Source organism: Nocardia cerradoensis NBRC 101014 (assembly GCF_000308535.1).
GTDB lineage: Bacteria > Actinomycetota > Actinomycetes > Mycobacteriales > Mycobacteriaceae > Nocardia > Nocardia cerradoensis.
In genome coordinates, this window is sequence record NZ_BAFW01000094.1 from 1 (window position 1) to 18,445 (window position 18,445).

The window sequence follows — 18,445 nt, forward strand, 5'->3', positions numbered from 1 at the left end:
CGGGCAGGCGCAGCGGGTGGCACTCGCGCGCGCCCTGGCCACGGACCCGCAGGTGCTGCTGCTCGACGAACCACTGGCCGCGCTCGACGCCGGGACCCGGATGCAGGTGCGCGCCGAGCTGGCCCGGCATCTGCGTGACTATCGCGGACATACCGTGGTGGTCACCCACGATCCGCTCGATGCGATGGTGCTGGCGGATCGGCTCGTCATCCTCGAACAGGGCACGGTCGTCCAGCAGGGCGCACCCGCCGAGATCGCGCGGCGGCCACGTTCGGATTATGTCGCGGATCTGATGGGGCTCAACCTGTTTCGCGGCACGGCCGACGGCACCGGTGTCGAGCTCGACAACGGCGGGCACCTCACCGTCGCCACGCCGGCCACCGGCCGGGTCTTCCTCGCTTTCCCGCCCACCGCAGTGAGTCTGCATCTGCAGCAACCTACTGGCAGCCCGCGCAACTCCTGGGCGGTGACCGTCGGCGGCCTGGAACACCACGCCCACCTCACCCGCGTCCGGCTCGACGGAGCTCCGCCGGTACTCGCGGACATCACCCCGGCAGCGGTGGCAGACCTGCGCATTCAACCGGATATGCGGGTATGGGCGGCGGTCAAGGCCACCGAGATCCACGTCTATCCGGCTTGATATCTCGAGGCCGGCGGCGTGGCGCGCACCGATTTACCGGTCGACGCGGCTGCGAGCATTATGCTTGCCGGTCGATAGCTGTTCGCGATCTGCTGCCGTGACAACGAGGAACAGGATCCAGCTATGCGACGTCCCCTCATCGCCGCCGCGACAGGCATCGCCGCGGTGACCGCCGTCGCGTCGATCTTATGGACCGGCGGGAGCGAAACGAGCCACGCCCAGCCACCCGGCACGGACGTGACCGGTTCGGGAGTCCATCTCAGCGCGTCGGTGGACAACATCGGCGTGAACCAACCCGGTGACCGGACACCGAACTACCTCATGACGTTCTCGCACGCCGCGCAGATGTCCGGGAATTTCTCGGTCAACATCGAAGGCGACCCCATCACCTCGGGTCAGGCGGTCGCGGGATTCCTGCTCGGATGCGGGATCAGCGTGGCCGGCGGTTTCGACGTGGGCATCTCGCCCAACCAAGGACTGCAACTCAGTATCTCTCCGACATTCACGCCACCGTCTCTGACAACCGCCGCCGCCCCCATCGCGACGACCGGTAGCGCCACTCCGACAACCAGCGGTGCCGGCGCCTCCCCCACGACCGCCCGTACCACTACCACCCCCACCAGGACTGTCCGTACGAGTGTCGTTTCCACCACGAGCACGACCCCCACCACGACCACCACACCCACCACGACTGTCACGCCGCCGACCACTGTCGTCCCCACCACGGACACCCCCACGATCACCACCCCGAGCCTGCCCACCACATCCGGCAGTGCCGGGCTGCCCGGAGTATCACCGCCCGGTTTCGACCTCGGGCCGAGCGTCGGCGGCTCCCTCGGCCTGTCCGAGAACCTGGACGCGAACATCGGTCCCGGTCAGGTCACCACCGCGACCACCGCGACGGCCACCCTGGACAACACGACCGCGTTCCCGTACCACATCGCATTCAACAACGCCGCGTTGAACGTCTCCCAATGCGCGTCCCCGGTCGCGGCGGTCCCGTTCGTCTCCGCCACGGTGTCGACGCCCACGGGCCTGGTTCAGACCACGGCATACGGCGATCAGTTCACCTTCTGACGCGCAGCCCCCTCACGCAGCCTGGGCCGCCCGCATCGCGGGCGGCCCAGGTGCATTCAGGTCAGGATACGGCCTCGCTCACCGCATTCGGCCCGTCGAACATCCGATCGGGCATGCTCTCGAGCGCGTCGACGATCTCCGCGCCGGCGCCGTTGTTCCGCGCCGCGCGCACGATATCGCGGCGGTCACACGGATAGTCCACGCCGGAGAGATACTTCTGCACCTGAATGGGATTCACCTTCTGGCTCATCGTTTCTCCTCTCTCGGTACTGTCCGTTCGGGATTGGAACGACGGCGCGATACCACCAGAATCGGAGCGCAAACATCGCAGTTGCCGAATCGCTGCCACGATCACTTCGACGGGCTGGATCCGCAACAGTCCGGGGTCCGGTTCGGCGCCGTGCGGATCGCCGATATGCCCGGCCCACAGGGCGATATGGGCCGGGTCGGGCGGCGGTCCCCACCAGGCCGGCGGGGTGGGTCCGAAGATCACCACCGACGGCGTGCCGAAGGCGCTGGCGAGATGTCCGACGCCGGTGTCCCCGCTGATCACCAGGGCGGCGTTGGCGACGAGGGCGGCCAGCTCGGTCAGCGTCAGCGCACCGGCCTGCACGGAGTTCCGGGGCAGGCCGGCCGCGTCGGCGACCTGCGCGGCCAGCGCCGCCTCGTCGGCGTTTCCCGTGACGACGATGCGGTAGCCCAGACGCCGCAGATGCGCGGCGACGGCGGCGAAACGCTCCGGCGGCCACCGCCGTGCCCGCGAACTGCCTCCGGGGTGCACCACGACCCGGCCCACCGGCGCCTCGACGCTCGGCCGCCGGATCCCGAGCCGACCGGGGTCGGCCGGGATGCCGGCCGAGCCGAGCAACCGGCACCAGCGCTGGACCTCGTGCACGTCCTCGGGCCAGGCGGGGCCGGTCACCTCGGGAAAGTCCGGATGACGGTGGGTGATCAGGCGTCGGGTGCGGACTGTCATCAGATCGGCGATGCTCTGCGGACCACTGCCGTGCAGATTCACCGCGAGCTCGGGCGACGGGCGGTCCCAGCGCAGCTCGCCCAGTCCGGCGGTCGGAAGGACCTCGTCGACACAGTCGGCGAGCTCGGCCATCGGCGCCAGCCAGCGGGGAGCCGCCAGCACCAGATGGTCGTCGCCGCGCGCGGCCCGCAACGCCCGCAGCGCCGGCACCGCGGTCAGCAGATCACCCAGCCCCAGCGCCCGCAGGACCAGCGTCACGCCCATGACGGTGGAACCGCCGAGCGGCTCGGCGCCGCGGTCACCGCCGCGCGATCCGATCGCGTCTCGCCCATCCCGAGCGAGGACACCGCACCGTCGCGAACGAACCGCGCCGCGACATCGACGGCCCGGCGGACCGCGTTGGTCACCGAATCACCGGAAGCCAGCGCCGCGGTGGCCGCCGCGGCGAAACGGTCCCCGGCGCCACACACGTCGTACCCCGGACCGCACCGGAGGTCCGGCGGTATCCCCACGGCCACAGTGCCTTTCGTACCGTGCCGGTAGAGCACCGCCCCCTCGGCGCCGAGGGTGACCGCCACCGCCCGCGCCGACCATCGCCGGCTCAGCTCACGGGCCCGATCCCCGAAGTCACCGTCTCCGGCCACCAGGCTCGCGGCCTCGTCGCGATTCGGTGTCACCAGAGTCGCGCCGGCCACCGGCGCCGGGCCGCGCGGATGCGGATCCCACACCACGGGAATCTCGCCCAGGCGCCGGGCCAGCAGGGCGCGGATTCCGGGGTGGGCGGCGACGCCGTGACCGTAGTCGGCGACGAGAATTCCACGCGCGCAATCGAATACGGCCTCGACATCGGCCGGTAACGGGCCCGGCCCGATCCGGCCGTCACCGGAGTCGACCCGGACCACCGACACCGGGCGATCGCCCGTACCGTCCGCGGCGGCCGGAGCGCACGGTCCGACGGCCCGGATCCGCTGTTTGCACACCGTCGTTCCCGGCATCGGCAGCGGCGCCACTCGCACGCGCCCGGCGAGCAGCCGGCGCAGCCGGTGACCGGCCTCGTCGTCGCCGAATCCGCCGACCAGGACCACCTCGCCGGCGTCCGCGGTGGCCAGCAACGCCGCCAGCCCCGCCCCGCCCGGACGCCAGATCCCGGTGCGGACGTCGACCACCGGAACGCCGGCGTCGGGACTGCGACGGTCGGCGCGGCCCTCGATATCGCTGTCCAGCAGCACATCTCCGACGACGACCAGCGGTGCGATCACGAGCGGTCCCGCAGCGCGGAATCCAGTGCCGTGCACAGCGCGTGGACCAGCACCAGATGCACCTCCTGCACCGTCGCCGTCGACTCCGCCTCCACCGCCACCGCGTCGTCGCACAGCGATGCCAGCGAATTCGGCGCCGGTCCGGTCAGCGCCCAGCTGGTCAGGCCGATATCGGCGGCAGCCTTCGCCGCGGCGACGACATTGCCGCTGGAACCGCTGGTGGACATCGCGACCAGTACGTCCCCGGGCCGGCCGTGCGCCCGCAGCTGGCGGGCGAACATCTCGTCGAATCCGTAGTCGTTGGCGATCGCCGTCACGCTCGAGGTGTCGGCGTGCAGGGCGACCGCCGACAGCGGTCTGCGTTCCTCCCGGAAACGCCCGGTCAGTTCGGCGGTCAGATGTTGTGCCTCCGCCGCGCTGCCGCCGTTGCCGCAGGCGAACAATCTGCCGCCGTCGCGGTAGACGCACGCCAATCGCTCCCCCCAGTCCCAGATGTGGGCGACCGAGGGACGCACATTGCGGCGCAGCGCCGTCCCGAGGAGTTCGAAGTGCTCCTCGAGCTCGGTGCCGATACCGGCGACGTCGTGGCGCCGGTACTCGTCTCGTGGACCGGTCATGACAGGGTGTCCTTCCCGTCGAGTTCGGCAAGTGCCAGCGACACTGCGGTCCGCAGGTCGGGCGCGACATGGGCGACCACCGCGGCGAAGGCGATCTCCGAGGGCCGCGTCTTCGCCGTGGGCACGAGCACCGCCCGCGCTCCGGCCGCGGCGGCGGCCTCGACATCGCTGCCGATATCACCGATCACGACACATCGGTCGGGTGTCGTGCCGAGTGCCTCGGCGGCCGAAACGACAAGCCCCGGTTGGGGTTTGCGGCATTCGCAGCCTTCGTCGCGGCGATGCGGGCAGATCTGCCAGGTGTCGACGGGCCCGAGCAGATCCTCCACTTTCGCGGTCACCGCCGCCAACTGTTCCGGGGTGATGGTGCCCGCACCCACCCCCGACTGATTGCTCACCACCCCGATCCGCACGCCGGCCCGGCGCAGCCGATCCAGCTCCGCGGCCGCACCGGGTACGGGCTCCACCAGCCGCGGATCGGACAGATACGGCACATCGATGATCAGGGTGTCGTCGCGGTCGAACAGGACCGCGGGCGGGCCGTCGGGCCGTTCCGCGCTCGTCGATCGCCGCGGCTTCTCACCCCGCAGATGTGCCACCGCGTCGACGATCTGTTCGTCGGAGATCCGGTTCAGGCAAGGATGGCCCGGTATCGGGCACTGCCGGGCCCGGGTGCCGGCGCAGGCCGCCGCCTGATCGCCGAGCACCACGCACGGAACACCGTGCGGCGCCCAGCGGATCGCGGGAACGACCGGGGCGAACAACGAGACCACGGGGGGTCGCGACGGCGGCCGCCAGATGTGCGGCGCCGGTATTGGGCGCGACGGCCACATCGGCCCCGCGCAGCACGGCCGCCAGCTGCGGCAGATCGGTCGCGCCGCCCAGATCGCGGGCGTGCGTCCCGGCGACGGTGGCGGTCAGCTCGCGCTCGTCGGGGCCGCCGGTCACCACCACGCGGTATCCCGCCTCGGCCAGGGCGAGGGCCACCGCCCGCGACCGCTGCGCCGACATCCGGCGGGCGGGCACGGCCGCCCCCGGGTGCAGCACGATATAGCCCGGCTCGCCGGTCAGCGCGGACACATCCGGCAGATCGGTGCGTACCCGAAGCCGGTGCCCAACCGACGGATAGCCCGCCGCCTCGGCCAGCGACAGCGCCCGAATCGCCTCGGGCACATCGTCGTCCAGCTGATGGCGGACATCGAGCAGCGATCCCGGATAGTCGGGACTGATCGCCGAGATCCGCCCGACCCCCGCCATTCGCAGCACGAGCGCCAGCGGCAACGGCGACTGATGGAAGGAGGTGAAGATGATCGCCTCGTCCGGCTGCTGGGTGTCGACGAGTTTCACCAGCTCGGCAATCGATTCGGCATCCACCGGCGGGGCATCGAAATCGACCCAGCCGGCGTGGAATTCGAGGACCTGGCTCACACCGGGCAGTAGCTGCGCCGCGGCCCGCCCGCGTGGCCCCGCGAGAAAACTCACCCGCTGCGCGCGGGCGGCGACCGCCCGCACGGCCGGGCCCGTCAGCAGCACGTCGCCCGCACTGTCCAGGCGGGCCACCAGAACGTGGCCGTTCATCCGCGCCTCCCGCTGTGGAATTCGGCGACCGTGTCGGCGAGCAGCCGGTCCCAGCGTTGCGCGAACTCGGTGATGCCGAAATTCTTCGCGGCCCAGGCCCGGGCCGCCTGTCCGGTGCGCCGGGCGAGTTCCGGATCGGCGACGTAGCGGCCGATCGCGCGGGCCAGCTCGTCGGGGTCGGTGGAGACGACACCCGCCTCCGGCGGCACCGCCCAGGGCGCCTCGGTGGCGCCGACCGCCACCACGGGCATGCCCACGAACATGGCCTCGAGCAGCGACAGACCGAGCGAGGTCCAGCGGGCGGTGTGCACGAACACCCGGCGCCGGCCGATCTCGGTGTGCAGCCGTTCCTGGCCGACGTCACCCGCGCCATGAATGTGTGTCGCGGGGCAGTGCTCCCATTTGTGCAATTCGCCGGTGTCGATGCCGAAGACGTCGATCGGCGCGGTCCGCGACAGGTCACCGAGCAGATCGGTGCCGGTGATCCGCCACCGCCGCACCGGCTCGTTGATGATCGAGGCCGCGCGCTCGAGCTCCCCGGTGTACCGGTAGCCCGGATCGACCACACCGTGCGGGACCGTCTCGGCTCGGCAGCGCCCGTTGTCCCACATCAGCCGGTTGAATCCGGTGACGTGCACCAGCGTCACATCGCCGCGGTCGGCCATCGGATGCCGGCTGGTGGCCGCGTGTTCGCGAGGAGTGTTGTGCTCGACGTAGATCACCGGCACCTCCCGGCCGGGCACCCGGCCGAGCCAGTCGCGCACCAGGTCGAATTCCTCCGGACGCTGCAGGACCACCACGTCGACCGGTTCGTCGGCCAGATCGGCCGGTGCGATCTCGACCGCGGATTCGGGCCAGGGTCGTCCGCACCGGCCCAGTGCCCACTGCCGCCGCCGGGGATCGGACGGCACCAGATAACGGTGACGCCCCTGGACGAAAGAGGTCATCCAGGACCCGTGCACGTGCCATACGAGCACGCGCAGGGGATCCGAACCCGGTACAGCGGCAGCGGTCATGGCCACGACGATTCGGTGGAGGAGCAGACCAGCATTTCCCGCACCTCGGATCCGGCGGGGCGGGTGAGGGCGAAAACGACTGCGTCGGCGACGTTTTCGGGTCGTTCGAGGCGCACGTCGGGCCCGGGGACGTACTGCTCCGGGCGGTCGTCGAAGAAGTGTGTGTCCATGCCGCCCGGAATCATCAGCGTCACGCCGATCTCCCCCGCCGTCTCGGCGGCCAGTGCCCGGGTGAATCCCACGACCCCGAATTTCGACGCACAGTATGCCGTGGCATCGGGCAGCGCCCGCATACCCAGCGTCGACGCACAGGTGACGACGTGTCCGCGAGACGCGCGCAGGGCGGGCAGCGCGGCGCGGATCACCGCGGCCGTGCCGAGCAGATTCACCCGCACCACCCGTTCCCAGGCGGCCGCGTCGACCTTCTCCAGCGGGCCGCAGGCGTCGATACCGGCGGCGGTGAACACGCCGTCGACGCGGCCACCGGCCCGGTCGGCCAGGGCTCGCGTCGCCTCCTCGGCCGCCGCCGAATCCGCGAGATCGGCGTGCTCCCAGTCGACGTCGGTATCGGGCCGGTTCCGATCGATGACCAGCGGAACGCCGCCGGCGGCGCGCACCGCGTGCACTGTCGCCGCGCCGAGGCCGGAGGCCCCACCGGTGATGACGACATTGCCCAGGGGTCGAGTCGGTTGATTCATCCGCGCGTTCCTCCTGATGTCAGCGAGCGGACGACGCGATGTCGCCCGCAGCGGCCGTGGCGGCGGTCCGTCGATAGGCCGCCGAGGTATCTCTGGAGATCCGATCCCACGAATAACGTCCGCGGGCACGTTGCAGACCCGCCTCCCCCATCGCCTGCCGCGCCTGCCGGGTGTCGAGCAGGCCGGACAGGACCTCGGCCAGAACCGCGGGGTCACCCGAGGGGACCAGGCGCCCGGTCACCCCGTCGAGGACGGTGTCGAGCATTCCGCCGACCGCGGTGGCCACCACGGGTTTCGCGCACGACATCGCCTCGAGCGCAACGATGCCGAACGGCTCGTACCACGGTGTGCACACCACGGCGTCGGCCGAGCGCAACAGCATCGGCATCTCCGCCCTCGGCACCGGTCCACGCAGCCGAACCCGTTGCGACACACCGTATTCCGCGGCCACGGCACGCAACCGCGCCTGCTCGGCCTCGTCCTCGGTGCTCTGCGAACCGCCCGCGATCACCAGTTCGGTATCGGGCACCTCCGACAGTGCCGCGATCGCGGAGTCGAACCCCTTGCGCCGCACCATGCGGCCCACCGACACGATCCGCCGCGGCAGATCCGGTTCCTCGGCGGGGCCGTCGGGAGTGAACAGCGACAGATCGACACCGCACGGCACCACCGACGTGCGCTCGCGCGGCACACCCATCCTGCCCAGTTCCCGGACCTCGTCGGAACAGGTCGCCACGATATGCGTCGCGCCGGCCGCCACCCTGCGCTCGGACTGGATGCGCGACCGCGGGCTCGTGTCGGCCAGCCCCTGATAGCGCCGCTTCACGGTGCCCAGGGCATGGAAGGTCAGCACGACCGGGACGGCGAGATCCCGTGCGGCGCGTTCGGCGGCGATACCCGACATCCAGAAATGAGCGTGCACGACATCGGGAGTATCGGCACTCCACTGCCGGCGCAGAAAGGCGGCGAACTCGGTGAGAAACGGCACGATCTCGTCCTTCGGAATGTGGCACGGCGGGCCGGCCGGAACGTGGATCACGCGATATCCCGCCCCCACCAGCACCTCGGCAGGGATGTCGGGGTCGTCTCGGCGGGTGTAGACCCGCACGTCGTGCCCCAATCGGGCCAGTCCCGCGGCGAGTTCGGCGACATGCACGTTCTGCCCGCCCGCGTCCACGCCACCCAAGGGGGCCAAGGGGCTCGCGTGCTCGGACACCATCGCAATCTTCACGCTTCCTCCGATCCGCGTCGCCGCCGGTGGATCTCGCGCTCTCGAACTGCGCCATAGCTGGCGGAAACCGTGCCATGGATGTTGTGCGACTCGCGACCGGCTCGATCGTTCGACTTCTGAACCGGTTCGTGGGTCGACATGCCCGCGCAGACGGGATGCAAACTGTCCGGAGCAGAACTGTCCGACGACCGGGCGGACCGCGGATCCGGCAGGACTGAGTCGCGCTCGTCCGGGTAGGGCTGCGGTATGTCCGAGACGACGACAGTCCCGACCGCGACGGCCGCACCATACCGGCCCGAGCCGGTTCCCGTGCCCGAGCGTCCGAGCATCGGCCCGATCGGCGACACGGTGCCGGACGTGCGGCGCATCGTGGTGCTGCGCGGTGGCGCACTCGGCGATCTGCTGTACGCGGTCCCGGCGCTGTACGCGTTGGCCGCGGCATATCCCGGCGCCGAGATCACGCTGCTCGGCTCGGCCCTGCATGCCGCACTTCTGCGGGACCGTCCCGGGCCGGTCGACGAGGTCGCGGTACTGCCGGTCACCCGCACCGACTGGAACGAACCCGCGCAACCGGCCGAGGCCGAATTCGCCGACCGCCTGCGCGAACGCCCGGTGGATCTGGCCGTGCAACTGCACGGCGGCGGCGCCTGGTCGAATCCCTTTCTGCGCCAGTTGAATCCACGGCTGAGCATCGGTTCCCGAGCCGAGGGCGCAGCGCCGCTGGACCGCAACCTCGCCTATCGCTTCTATCAGAACGAGGTGTTGCGGGCACTCGAGGTGGTCGGGCTGGCCGGCGCGGCGCCGGTGGTGATGGAGCCGCGCGTGGAGCTCACCCCACGGGATCTGGCCGCGGCGGACGCGGTACTGAACACCGTGACCGGACCGCTGGTGGTCGTGCATCCCGGTGCGAACGATTCCCGCCGGCGCTGGCCCGCGCACGCCTTCGCCGAGATCGTCACCCACTGCCTGGATCGCGGCGCGACGGTGATGATCATCGGCGGCCCGTCGGATCACGCGCTGGTCGCGGATCTGTGTTCCCGCGTCCCGGTCACGGCGAACGGCGATGCCCGGGCGGACCGGCTGCGCACCCTGGTCGGCTCCGATATGCCGACACTGTGTGGAGTGCTCGCCCGCGCCGCGGTCCTGGTCGGCAACGACAGCGGGCCGCGACATCTCGCACGAGCCGTCGGCACCCCGACCGTGGGGGTGTTCTGGATCGGCAACGTCATCAGCGCCGGGCCGCTGAGTCGCGGCAGCGACCGCGTGCTCATCTCCTGGCAGACCCACTGCCCGGCGTGTGGCCGCGACGCCACCGACGAGCGGGTGCCCCGCTGCCCGCACGGTGATTCGCTGGTGTCCACGGTGCCCGTCGCGGCGGTGCGCGCGGACGTGGACGAGTTGCTCGGCTGGACGTGATCCTCGTCCGCGCTCGCTACGGCGACGCGCCGGAGCGGATGCGCGCGATCACCTGCGATGTCGAGTGATCGGCCAGATAACTCAGCACTCGCACCTCACCGCCGTAGCCGTTCACGATCGGCGCCTCCGGCAACATCTCCGGGCGGTAGTCGCCACCCTTGACGTAGAGGTCGGGTGTGGTCGCGCGCAGCAGGGCGGCGGGGGTGTCCTCGTCGAAGACGGTCACGTGATCCACGCAGCTCAGCGCCGCCAGTACGGCCGCGCGCTCGTGGTCGGGATTCACCGGCCGGTCCGGCCCCTTCAGCGCGCGCACGCTGCGGTCGGAATTCACCGCGACGACCAGCACGTCGCCGAGCCGTTTCGCCTCGTTGAGATAGGCGATGTGGCCGGCGTGCAGCACGTCGAAGCATCCGTTGGTGAATACGATCCGTTTGCCGGCCGACCGCTGATGCGCCAGGACCGTGGCGAGGTCGCGTGCCGGCAACACCGCCCCCGCGCTGCGCGCGAGCCGATCACGCAGTTCGGAGGTCGAACACATCGAGGTCCCGGTGCGGTGCACCACCACATCCGCGGCCGCCTGTGCCACCTCCACCGCGGCGGTCGAGGGCAATCGGCCGAGCAGCGCCAGCGTCAGCGCGGCGACGAAAGTGTCTCCGGCACCGGGAGATTGGCTCTCCGGCACGGGCTCGGCCCAGGTCCGGTGCAGCGGCCGGTCACCTTGGAGCAGCACCGCGCCGTCGCGGTCGAGGGTCACCACGACCGCGCCCGCACCGGTGAGTTCGAAGAGCCGGTCGCGGTGCCGGTCGAACCATTCCACGCGGGACCGCCCCGGCATCGCCGCCGGCATCCCCAGCACCCGTGCGGCCTCGTCGGCATTCGGAGTGACCAGATCGGGACGCAGCTCGGCCCACCGGGCGGGATGGTGAGTGTCGACGATCAGCAGCGGCAGCTCGGCCCGGCGGGCGGCCAGCGCCTCCCGGATCCGCTCCCCGAGTACGCCGTCGTAATCGCAGACCACGAGCGCATCCGCCCCGGCGAGCGCCTCGGGCAGCGTGTCGATCACCCGGTCCACGTCCGCGCCGGTCGCCGGTTCGGTCGGGCTGCGGTCGAAGCGGACCACGATCTGATCCCCCGCGACCACCCGGCATTTCGCCACGGTCTCGGCGCCGGCCGCGCTCACATAGGTCGTGTCCACGCCGCAGCGCCGCAGCGAGTCGCGCAGCTGGGTGCCGTGCTCGTCGGTGCCCGCCAGCGCCACCAACCGCACCTCGGCGCCCAGTGCCGCGATATTGGCCGCGGTATTGGCCGCGCCGCCCGGCAGGTAACTGGTCGTGTGCACGTCGACGACGGGCACCGGCGCCTCCCGGCACAGCCGCTCCGAGCGACCCCACATCCAGACGTCGAGCACCGCGTCCCCGAGGACGACCACCGTGGCATGCTGCCGGGCGAGGCGGTCGGCGATCTCCGGAACCAGACTCCGCGAAACCGGTGATCCCGCTTCACGATTCATGTGTCCTCCTCGAGGCGGCGGGCCTTCGGGTGTCGAGCCGACGAATCAGTTCTTCCGGCGGGCGCGTTCGTTCGACCGTTCGATCGATTCGATCAATTCCTTCTTCGTCATCCGGGAGCGGCCGCTGATGTCGAGACGCTTGGCGATGTCCAGCAGATGCTGTTTCGACGCATTGGCATCCACACCAGCGGCGGTCTTGCCCGCCGGCTCGGGGCCGCCGTGCCTGGCGCGCTCGTCGGAGGGACCCTTCTGCTTCTTGGGCTCCCAGTGGTCGCCGACCTTCTCGTAGCTGTGCTTGAGCGCGGCGTACGCCACGCGGTGCGCGCGTTGTTCGCTCTGGTACTCCTCCAGCGCGGAATCGTGCACCTCGGCGAATATTCGCTGCGCGTGCTCATCGGATTTCCGTATGGTGCTGGGCAATTCGGACAGTTTCGGGTCACCGCGCCGAGTGGTCTTGGGCATCGTCTGCTCCTTTCGTCGACGGACAACTGCTCGGGACGCCGAACCGGCGGCCCCTGTCGACGCACTACCCGCACTGCTCCCGCATATTCACCGCAGCAGCGCGATCTGTGCTTCGACGTGCTCGGGCAGGCGACGGCGTTCACGCAGGGCGTGCGGCATCCGGGCCGCGAAGCTCACCACGGCCGGGATCCCACCGGGGTGCCGCAACGCGGTGCGTCCCAGAGCGGCCAGATCCCGCAGGCAGGCACCGACGGGCCGGCGCATCAGCGCGGTGAGCGCGGCGTTGCGGGATTCGAGGTGCGCCCGGGCGGTATTCGGCATCCGCCGCGGCGAGGGCATATGCCGGCTGACGATCTGCGGCGAATAACAGAGCAACCACCCTGCGGCGGCCAGATCGTAGGCCAGCAGCGTCTCTTCACCGGCGAAATGCAACACCGGGGAGAATCCGCCGGCCGCCAGGAACGGATCGCGGCGCACCACGGCCGCCCCCGCCAGAAAACCCAGCACCGACGGTCCCGGCGCCCGGGGATCGGTCCCCAGGGGACTGCGGTGCATCAACTCGTTGACCGGATCCTCGCGCCCGTCGGGACCGACCAGGGTCCGGCCCGCGAGCAGTCCCACCTCGGGATGCCGATCGAACAGTTGCTCGGCCGTGGGCAACGCATCCGGCGCCCACCAGGCGTCGTCGTCGCAGAACGCGACGAACGGCGTGGTGGCACATCGGGCACCGTGATTGCGCGCGACCGCGCCGTCGTTGCGCGGCAGTTCGACCACCTCCAGCGCACGGATCCGGCCGTGCAGCCCCCGCGCCGCGGACACGGTGTGGTCGTCGGAAGCGTTGTCCACCACCACGATCGGCGGCTGCGGCTCGTTCTCGGCGAGGCGGTCCAGGGTGGTGACCAGTTCGTCGGCCCGGTTGCGGGTCGCGATGACCACGGTGGTTCTGCCGCGCTCCGCGCTCATCGGCCGTTGCCGATCACGGTGAAGCCGTCGCGCCGCAAGGCCTCGGCATCCAGCAGATTCCGGGTGTCGACGATCACTCGGCGCCGCGTCAGAGTGCCCAGCCGCGGCCAGTCGAGTTTGGCGAATTCGGGCCATTCCGTCGCCACCACCACCGCGTCCGCCTCCTGCGCGGCATCGTAGGGATCGTCGACGATGCGCACCCTGGCCGGCAGGCCCAGATCCCGTCCGCGCACCGGCGCCACGGTCGGGTCGTAGACGCACAGCTGCGCGCCGTGTCCGGCCAGGGCGGCGGCCAATCGACGGGCCGGCGAGTCGCGCAGATCGCCGGTCCCGGCCTTGAACGTCAGGCCGAACAGTGCGGCCCGCACCCCGTCCAGGTCTCCGCCGGTGCGGCCCAGTACCCGCGCGACGGTGGCGACGGTGCGGTCGGTCTGCGCGCGATTGGCCGCCACCGCGGCCTCCAGCACGCCCAGGTTCACCTGCTTGTCGTGGGCGATGTGCAGCAGCGCCTCGGTGTCCTTCGGCAGACACGACCCGCCCCAGCCCGGCCCCGGCCGCAGGAACGCGGCGCCGATGCGCGGATCCGAGCCCAGGCATTCGCCGACGAGTTCGATATCGGCACAGACCTTTTCGCACAGCTCGGCGAGTTCGTTCACGAACGACACCTTCGTCGCGAGGAAGGCATTGCTCGCGTACTTCGCCACTTCCGCACTTTCGAAGTCGACGATCTGCACCGTCGGAGACTCCACGCCCTGATACAGCCGCGCGATCCGTTCACCGGCCCCGGCGTCGGAGGCACCGATGACGATGCGATCGGCGTGCAGGAAGTCGTAGACCGCATGACTTTCGCGCAGGAATTCGGGATTGCTCACCACATGCAGCCCATGCCGGCCCGCCGCCGCGGCGGCCTCCCGCGCCGTGCCGACCGGGACGGTGGACTTCAGCACGATGATCGCGCCGGGTGAGAGCAGTCCGAACAGGACGGCGAGCACCTCCTGGACGGCACTGGCGTCCGCCGCACCCGATGGGGTGGCCGGCGTCGGCACGCAGACGAAGACCACCTCCGCCTGCGCCAGCCGCTCGATATCGGTGTCGAACTCCAGCAGGCCTGCCCGAATACCTTGGCGCAGAAGCGGTTCCAAGTCCGGTTCCTGCAGTTCGGTGCGTCCCTGCCGCAATCGTTCGACACAGCCCGCGTCGACGTCGACCGCGGTCACCGGCAACCCGAGATGCGCGAGTCCCGCCGCCGTGGTGGTGCCGACGTACCCGGCTCCCACGACACCGATGCGTTCACTCATGGCCGGCCCCCGATCCGCCGGCCGCCGGCCGGGGCAGCCGAGTTCCGCGCGCCACCTGCCATTCGCCCCGCAGTCGATGCCAGCACGCCGCCGGCGGAATCAGCACACTGGTCAGCGTCATGGCGGCGACCTCGCTAACGGTCGCGGGCCCCTGATTGATACGCCGCGCGGCGAATTCGGCCGTACCCGCGAGCCACACGCCCGCACCTGCCAGGGCGGGTCCGCGGCGACGGCGCACCGCGAAGAACGCGGCCGCGATCCCCGCCGCGGAAATCGCCGCGTGCGTGCCGAGCCGGCCGCCGCTCTCGCCGATGTCCTCGCGCCAGGTGCGGCCGAATTTGCGGCGCATCAACGCGTTGTCCGCGTTCCCCGCCTGGGCGCGCAGCGACGACAGCAGCGAACCTCGTGCGGGAGGATGGGTGGTCACCCGGCTGCCCGAGGTGATGTCGCGACCGGTCCGCACCACGCGCAGCGCGAAGTCGGAGTCTTCCCGGTAGGCGCGCCGGAAGCGTTCGTCGAAGCCACCCAATTCGGCGAGCACGGCGCGGCGATAGGCCATATCCGCGGTGATCCAGCGCGCACCGGCCAGGGCGGCGGTTCCGCGTTCGGCGTCGGTGGGCCGGCGTCCGGACGGCAGCGGCACCCACAACCGCGCCTGCGATCCGGCGACGTGCCCCGGCAGGTCGCGCAGATCCTCGGCCAGGCGCGTCCGCCATTCCGGCGACGGCACCACATCGTCGTCGAGAAACGCGATCCATTCCGACTCGGCCGCGCGCCATCCGGCATTGCGCGCCGCCGCCGGTCCGCGACCACCCGAGCGCACCACGCGCACCGGAATGTCGCTGGGCGGCAACGGCAGTGGCTCGGCGGCATCCGATCGGCCGGCCGGCGGCCGATCGTCGACGACGACGATTTCAGCCGGGGCGACACCGCCGGGCCGATTCACCGCCGCCAGCACGTTCGTCAATCCGGCACGCCCGATGGTGGGGATCACGATGGTGTAGTCGATGCCCTCCGCGGCGGTGCCGCCCGGAGTCACAGCGCCGCGCACGCCGCTCACCGCCGCACGACGAACGGGCCGATCGCCAGCAGGTCCACCGGCGCGGAACCGAAGCACTCGAGCGCGTCGCGGGGTGAATCGACCATCGGCCGGCCGGCGGTGTTGAGGCTCGTATTCACCACCACGGGCAACCCGGTCAATTCCTCGAACCGGGTGATCATCCTGGCCAGCAACGGCTGGTCGGCACCGTCGACGGTCTGGATGCGGGCGGTGCCGTCCACATGGGTCACCGCCGGCAGTCGCTCCCGCCACGGTTCGGCCACATCATGTACGAAAAGCATGTAGGGACTGGGCAGCGGCCCCCGCGTGAAGATCTCCGGCGCCCGCTCGGCGAGCACCATCGGCGCCACCGGACGGAACTGCTCCCGGCCCTTGACGGCGTTGAGCCGCTCCAGATTTCCGGCGTACCCCGGATGCGCCAGCAGCGAACGACAACCGAGGGCACGGGGCCCGAATTCGGCCCGGCCCTGGAACCAGGCGACGATCTCGTTGCCGGCCAGCGCCTGGGCGACGGTGCCGGCCAGGTCGGCCGGTCGCTCGTAGCGTATGTGGGCCTCGCGCAACGTCTGTTCGATCGCGGCATCGGAGAATCCGCGGCCGAGAGCGGCGGTGGTCATCGGGTCGGGAGGCGGTCCCGCTTCGGCCGCTATCGCCAGGGCCGCGCCGAGCGCGGTGCCCGAATCACCCGCCGCCGGTTGCACCCAGATGTCGTCGAACGGCCCCTGATCGAACAGTTCGGTGTTCGCCACGCAGTTCAGCGCGATCCCTCCGGCCATCGTGAGTTTGTCCGCGCCGGTGGCGGCGTGCAACCACCGGCACAGGTCCAGCATCACCTCCTGCAGGACCTGCTGGACCGACGCGGCGAGGTCGGCGTGTTCGGGCCACATCGGCTCGTGCGGCGCACGCTTCGGGGCATAGGCATCCCAGTTGATCGGGTGGGTTCGAAAACCTCCGTCGCCGGTGCTGAAAACCTTGTCGCGCAACCAGTCCACGAATCGCGGCTGTCCGTAGGAGGCCAACGCCATCACCTTGTACTCGTCGCTGGAACGCGTAAAGCCGAGGTGGGCGGTCAGTTCCTCGTACATCAGCCCCAGCGAATGCGGAAGCTGCTGGGTGGCAAGGACATCCAGTTTGCCGTTGCGATATTCGCCCGCGAGCATCGAGGTGGATTCGCCGCGGCCGTCCAGCGTCAGCACGGCGGCGTCTCCGAACGGCGCGGCGAGTCCGCACGACGCCGCGTGCGCGACGTGGTGCCGCACGAAACGGACCTTGTCCGGGTCCAAGCCCGGCAGCTCGGTCGCCAGCAGATACGGCGCTCGCTCCGCGTACCGGGTGCGCAACGGTTCCCAGCTCGGGTCGAGGCCGCCGAGGCTCTCGTCCACCTGTGCGGGATCGTAGGAGTAACCCACGGCATCGAGATCCGCCGCGGTGAGGCCCGCCTGGGCGAGACACCAGGCCGCGGCCTGTCCGGGCTGTTCCCAGGCCGAGAACGGCACCGGCCGCTTGCCGTGCTTGCGCCTGCTGAACCGTTCCTCCTCGGCGGCCGCGACCACCTTGCCGTCCACGACCAGTGCCGCCGCCGAATCGTGAAATATCGCATTGATTCCGAGAACGCGCATCGAACACCTCCCACGGGTGTCGCAAGGCTTGTGCCGGCGAACTACCCGGCGTGTGATCGCATAAACCGCGCCCGCGCCCGCCGCTGCGCGAACCACGCCAGTGTCCGGCGCAAACCCTCTTCCGGCGAGACGGTGGGTTCCCAGCCGAGCAGCGCACGGGCGGAACCGATATCGGGACACCGCCGCCGCGGATCGTCGACCGGGGTGTCGAGCGATCGGATCGGTGAGTGACCGCCACCGAGCCGCTGGATCAGCGCGGCGATCTCGTTGACGGTCATCTCCTGTGGATTCCCGATGTTCATCGGACCACGATGACCGGACTCCGCCAGTGCGAGCAGCCCGCGCACGGTGTCGTCGACATAGCAGATGGAGCGCGTCTGTTCGCCGTCGCCGGTGATGGTGAGTGGTTCCCCGGCCAGCACCTGGTCGATAAAGGCGGGCACCATCCGGCCGTCGTCGGCACGCATGCCGGGGCCGTAGGTATTGAAGATGCGGGCGATCGCCACATCGGTGCCGCGGTCGCGGTGATAGGCGGTCACCAGGGCCTCCGCGTACCGCTTCGCCTCGTCGTACACACTGCGCGGGCCGACGGGATTGACGTTGCCCCAATAGGTTTCGCGCTGCGGATGTTCGGCCGGATCACCGTAGACCTCGCTCGTCGAGGCCAGCAGCAACCGCGCGCCGTGGCGATCCGCCAGCTCGAGCGCCGCCGCGGTGCCGTCCGCCCCGGCTCGCAACGTCTGCACCCCGAGCCGGGCATAGTGGATCGGCGACGCCGGTGAGGCGAGATGCGCCACGAGATCGACCGGACCGATATCCGGCAGCCCCTGGGTCACGTCGTGGGCGAGAAACCGGAAATCCGGATACTTTTCCAGTTCCGCGATATTGTCCGGATCTCCGGTGGCGAAGTTGTCCACACCCACGACCGCCGTGCCGCGTTCGAGCAGGGCCGTGCACAGGTGGGTGCCGATGAATCCGGCACACCCGGTCACGGCCGCCCGGCGAAACCGCGGCGCGCTCGCCAT

18 protein-coding genes are annotated in these 18,445 nt (G+C 70.7%); 3 read left to right on the top strand and 15 right to left on the bottom strand.

Annotated features, from left to right (window positions below; translation table 11 throughout):
• Together ON23_RS10210 and ON23_RS35855 are read left to right on the top strand one after the other, a co-directional pair.
• Positions 1–640: ABC transporter ATP-binding protein (locus tag ON23_RS10210; RefSeq protein WP_039777790.1), on the top strand; the 640-nt coding region annotated here is incomplete at its 5' end.
• Positions 641–763: 123 nt separating this feature from the next.
• Positions 764–1,717 carry an MspA family porin gene (locus tag ON23_RS35855; protein WP_051042335.1) on the top strand — a complete coding sequence of 318 codons (954 nt, stop codon included), beginning with the start codon at positions 764–766 and terminating at the stop codon, positions 1,715–1,717.
• A 61-nt stretch (positions 1,718–1,778) separates the two neighbouring features.
• Here ON23_RS35855 and ON23_RS10220 read toward each other — a convergent pair whose 3' ends face one another.
• Genes ON23_RS10220 through ON23_RS10255 form a run of 8 tightly spaced genes read right to left on the bottom strand, consistent with a single transcriptional unit; the run spans position 1,779 to position 9,092 of the window.
• Positions 1,779–2,951, bottom strand: a complete 1,173-nt coding sequence (locus tag ON23_RS10220) for a glycosyltransferase family 9 protein (protein WP_245555928.1) — start codon at positions 2,949–2,951, stop codon at positions 1,779–1,781.
• Positions 2,948–3,952, bottom strand: coding sequence for a PfkB family carbohydrate kinase (locus tag ON23_RS10225; RefSeq protein ID WP_051042336.1), 1,005 nt, complete (start codon positions 3,950–3,952; stop codon positions 2,948–2,950). Before ON23_RS10225 ends, ON23_RS10220 begins: the two co-directional genes overlap by 4 nt.
• Complete coding sequence (locus tag ON23_RS10230; protein ID WP_051042337.1) at positions 3,949–4,569, bottom strand: D-sedoheptulose-7-phosphate isomerase; 621 nt, start codon at positions 4,567–4,569, stop codon at positions 3,949–3,951. Before ON23_RS10230 ends, ON23_RS10225 begins: the two co-directional genes overlap by 4 nt.
• Positions 4,566–5,168 (bottom strand): D-glycero-alpha-D-manno-heptose-1,7-bisphosphate 7-phosphatase, encoded by a 603-nt coding sequence (locus ON23_RS38695; protein WP_223273248.1) that lies wholly within the window; start codon positions 5,166–5,168, stop codon positions 4,566–4,568. The genes ON23_RS10230 and ON23_RS38695 overlap by 4 nt, the downstream gene beginning before the upstream one ends.
• A complete protein-coding gene (locus ON23_RS39200) occupies positions 5,149–6,147 on the bottom strand; it encodes a glycosyltransferase family 9 protein (RefSeq protein WP_306307117.1) in 999 nt (332 codons plus the stop codon). The genes ON23_RS38695 and ON23_RS39200 overlap by 20 nt, the downstream gene beginning before the upstream one ends.
• On the bottom strand, positions 6,144–7,163 hold the full coding sequence (locus ON23_RS10245; protein WP_083903825.1) for a glycosyltransferase: 1,020 nt from the start codon (positions 7,161–7,163) through the stop codon (positions 6,144–6,146). The genes ON23_RS39200 and ON23_RS10245 overlap by 4 nt, the downstream gene beginning before the upstream one ends.
• Positions 7,160–7,861, bottom strand: coding sequence for an SDR family oxidoreductase (locus tag ON23_RS10250; protein WP_039777791.1), 702 nt, complete (start codon positions 7,859–7,861; stop codon positions 7,160–7,162). The genes ON23_RS10245 and ON23_RS10250 overlap by 4 nt, the downstream gene beginning before the upstream one ends.
• A 19-nt stretch (positions 7,862–7,880) precedes the next feature.
• Positions 7,881–9,092 carry a glycosyltransferase gene (locus ON23_RS10255; RefSeq protein ID WP_039777792.1) on the bottom strand — a complete coding sequence of 404 codons (1,212 nt, stop codon included), beginning with the start codon at positions 9,090–9,092 and terminating at the stop codon, positions 7,881–7,883.
• Positions 9,093–9,338: 246 nt separating this feature from the next.
• On the opposite strand from ON23_RS10255, the gene ON23_RS10265 reads away from it, so the two are divergent.
• Positions 9,339–10,508, top strand: a complete 1,170-nt coding sequence (locus ON23_RS10265; protein WP_083903822.1) for a glycosyltransferase family 9 protein — start codon at positions 9,339–9,341, stop codon at positions 10,506–10,508.
• A gap of 16 nt (positions 10,509–10,524) precedes the next feature.
• On the opposite strand, the gene rfaE2 is transcribed toward ON23_RS10265, so the two are convergent.
• The 7 genes from rfaE2 to ON23_RS10300 form a co-directional block, all read right to left on the bottom strand.
• On the bottom strand, positions 10,525–12,018 hold the full coding sequence (gene rfaE2, locus ON23_RS10270) for a D-glycero-beta-D-manno-heptose 1-phosphate adenylyltransferase (RefSeq protein ID WP_039777796.1): 1,494 nt from the start codon (positions 12,016–12,018) through the stop codon (positions 10,525–10,527).
• Positions 12,019–12,063: 45 nt separating this feature from the next.
• Positions 12,064–12,480 carry a ChaB family protein gene (locus ON23_RS10275; RefSeq protein ID WP_039777798.1) on the bottom strand — a complete coding sequence of 139 codons (417 nt, stop codon included), beginning with the start codon at positions 12,478–12,480 and terminating at the stop codon, positions 12,064–12,066.
• 87 nt (positions 12,481–12,567) lie between these two features.
• The gene (locus ON23_RS10280; protein WP_039777799.1) at positions 12,568–13,443 is read right to left on the bottom strand and encodes a glycosyltransferase family 2 protein; all 876 of its coding nucleotides are present in this window, start codon (positions 13,441–13,443) and stop codon (positions 12,568–12,570) included.
• The gene (locus ON23_RS10285) at positions 13,440–14,741 is read right to left on the bottom strand and encodes a UDP-glucose dehydrogenase family protein (RefSeq protein WP_039777801.1); all 1,302 of its coding nucleotides are present in this window, start codon (positions 14,739–14,741) and stop codon (positions 13,440–13,442) included. The genes ON23_RS10280 and ON23_RS10285 overlap by 4 nt, the downstream gene beginning before the upstream one ends.
• On the bottom strand, positions 14,734–15,792 hold the full coding sequence (locus ON23_RS10290; RefSeq protein WP_210743710.1) for a glycosyltransferase family 2 protein: 1,059 nt from the start codon (positions 15,790–15,792) through the stop codon (positions 14,734–14,736). The genes ON23_RS10285 and ON23_RS10290 overlap by 8 nt, the downstream gene beginning before the upstream one ends.
• Before the next feature lie 5 nt (positions 15,793–15,797).
• The gene (locus ON23_RS10295; protein ID WP_039777802.1) at positions 15,798–17,420 is read right to left on the bottom strand and encodes a carbamoyltransferase family protein; all 1,623 of its coding nucleotides are present in this window, start codon (positions 17,418–17,420) and stop codon (positions 15,798–15,800) included.
• 41 nt (positions 17,421–17,461) lie between these two features.
• Positions 17,462–18,445 carry an NAD-dependent epimerase/dehydratase family protein gene (locus ON23_RS10300; RefSeq protein WP_039777803.1) on the bottom strand — a complete coding sequence of 328 codons (984 nt, stop codon included), beginning with the start codon at positions 18,443–18,445 and terminating at the stop codon, positions 17,462–17,464.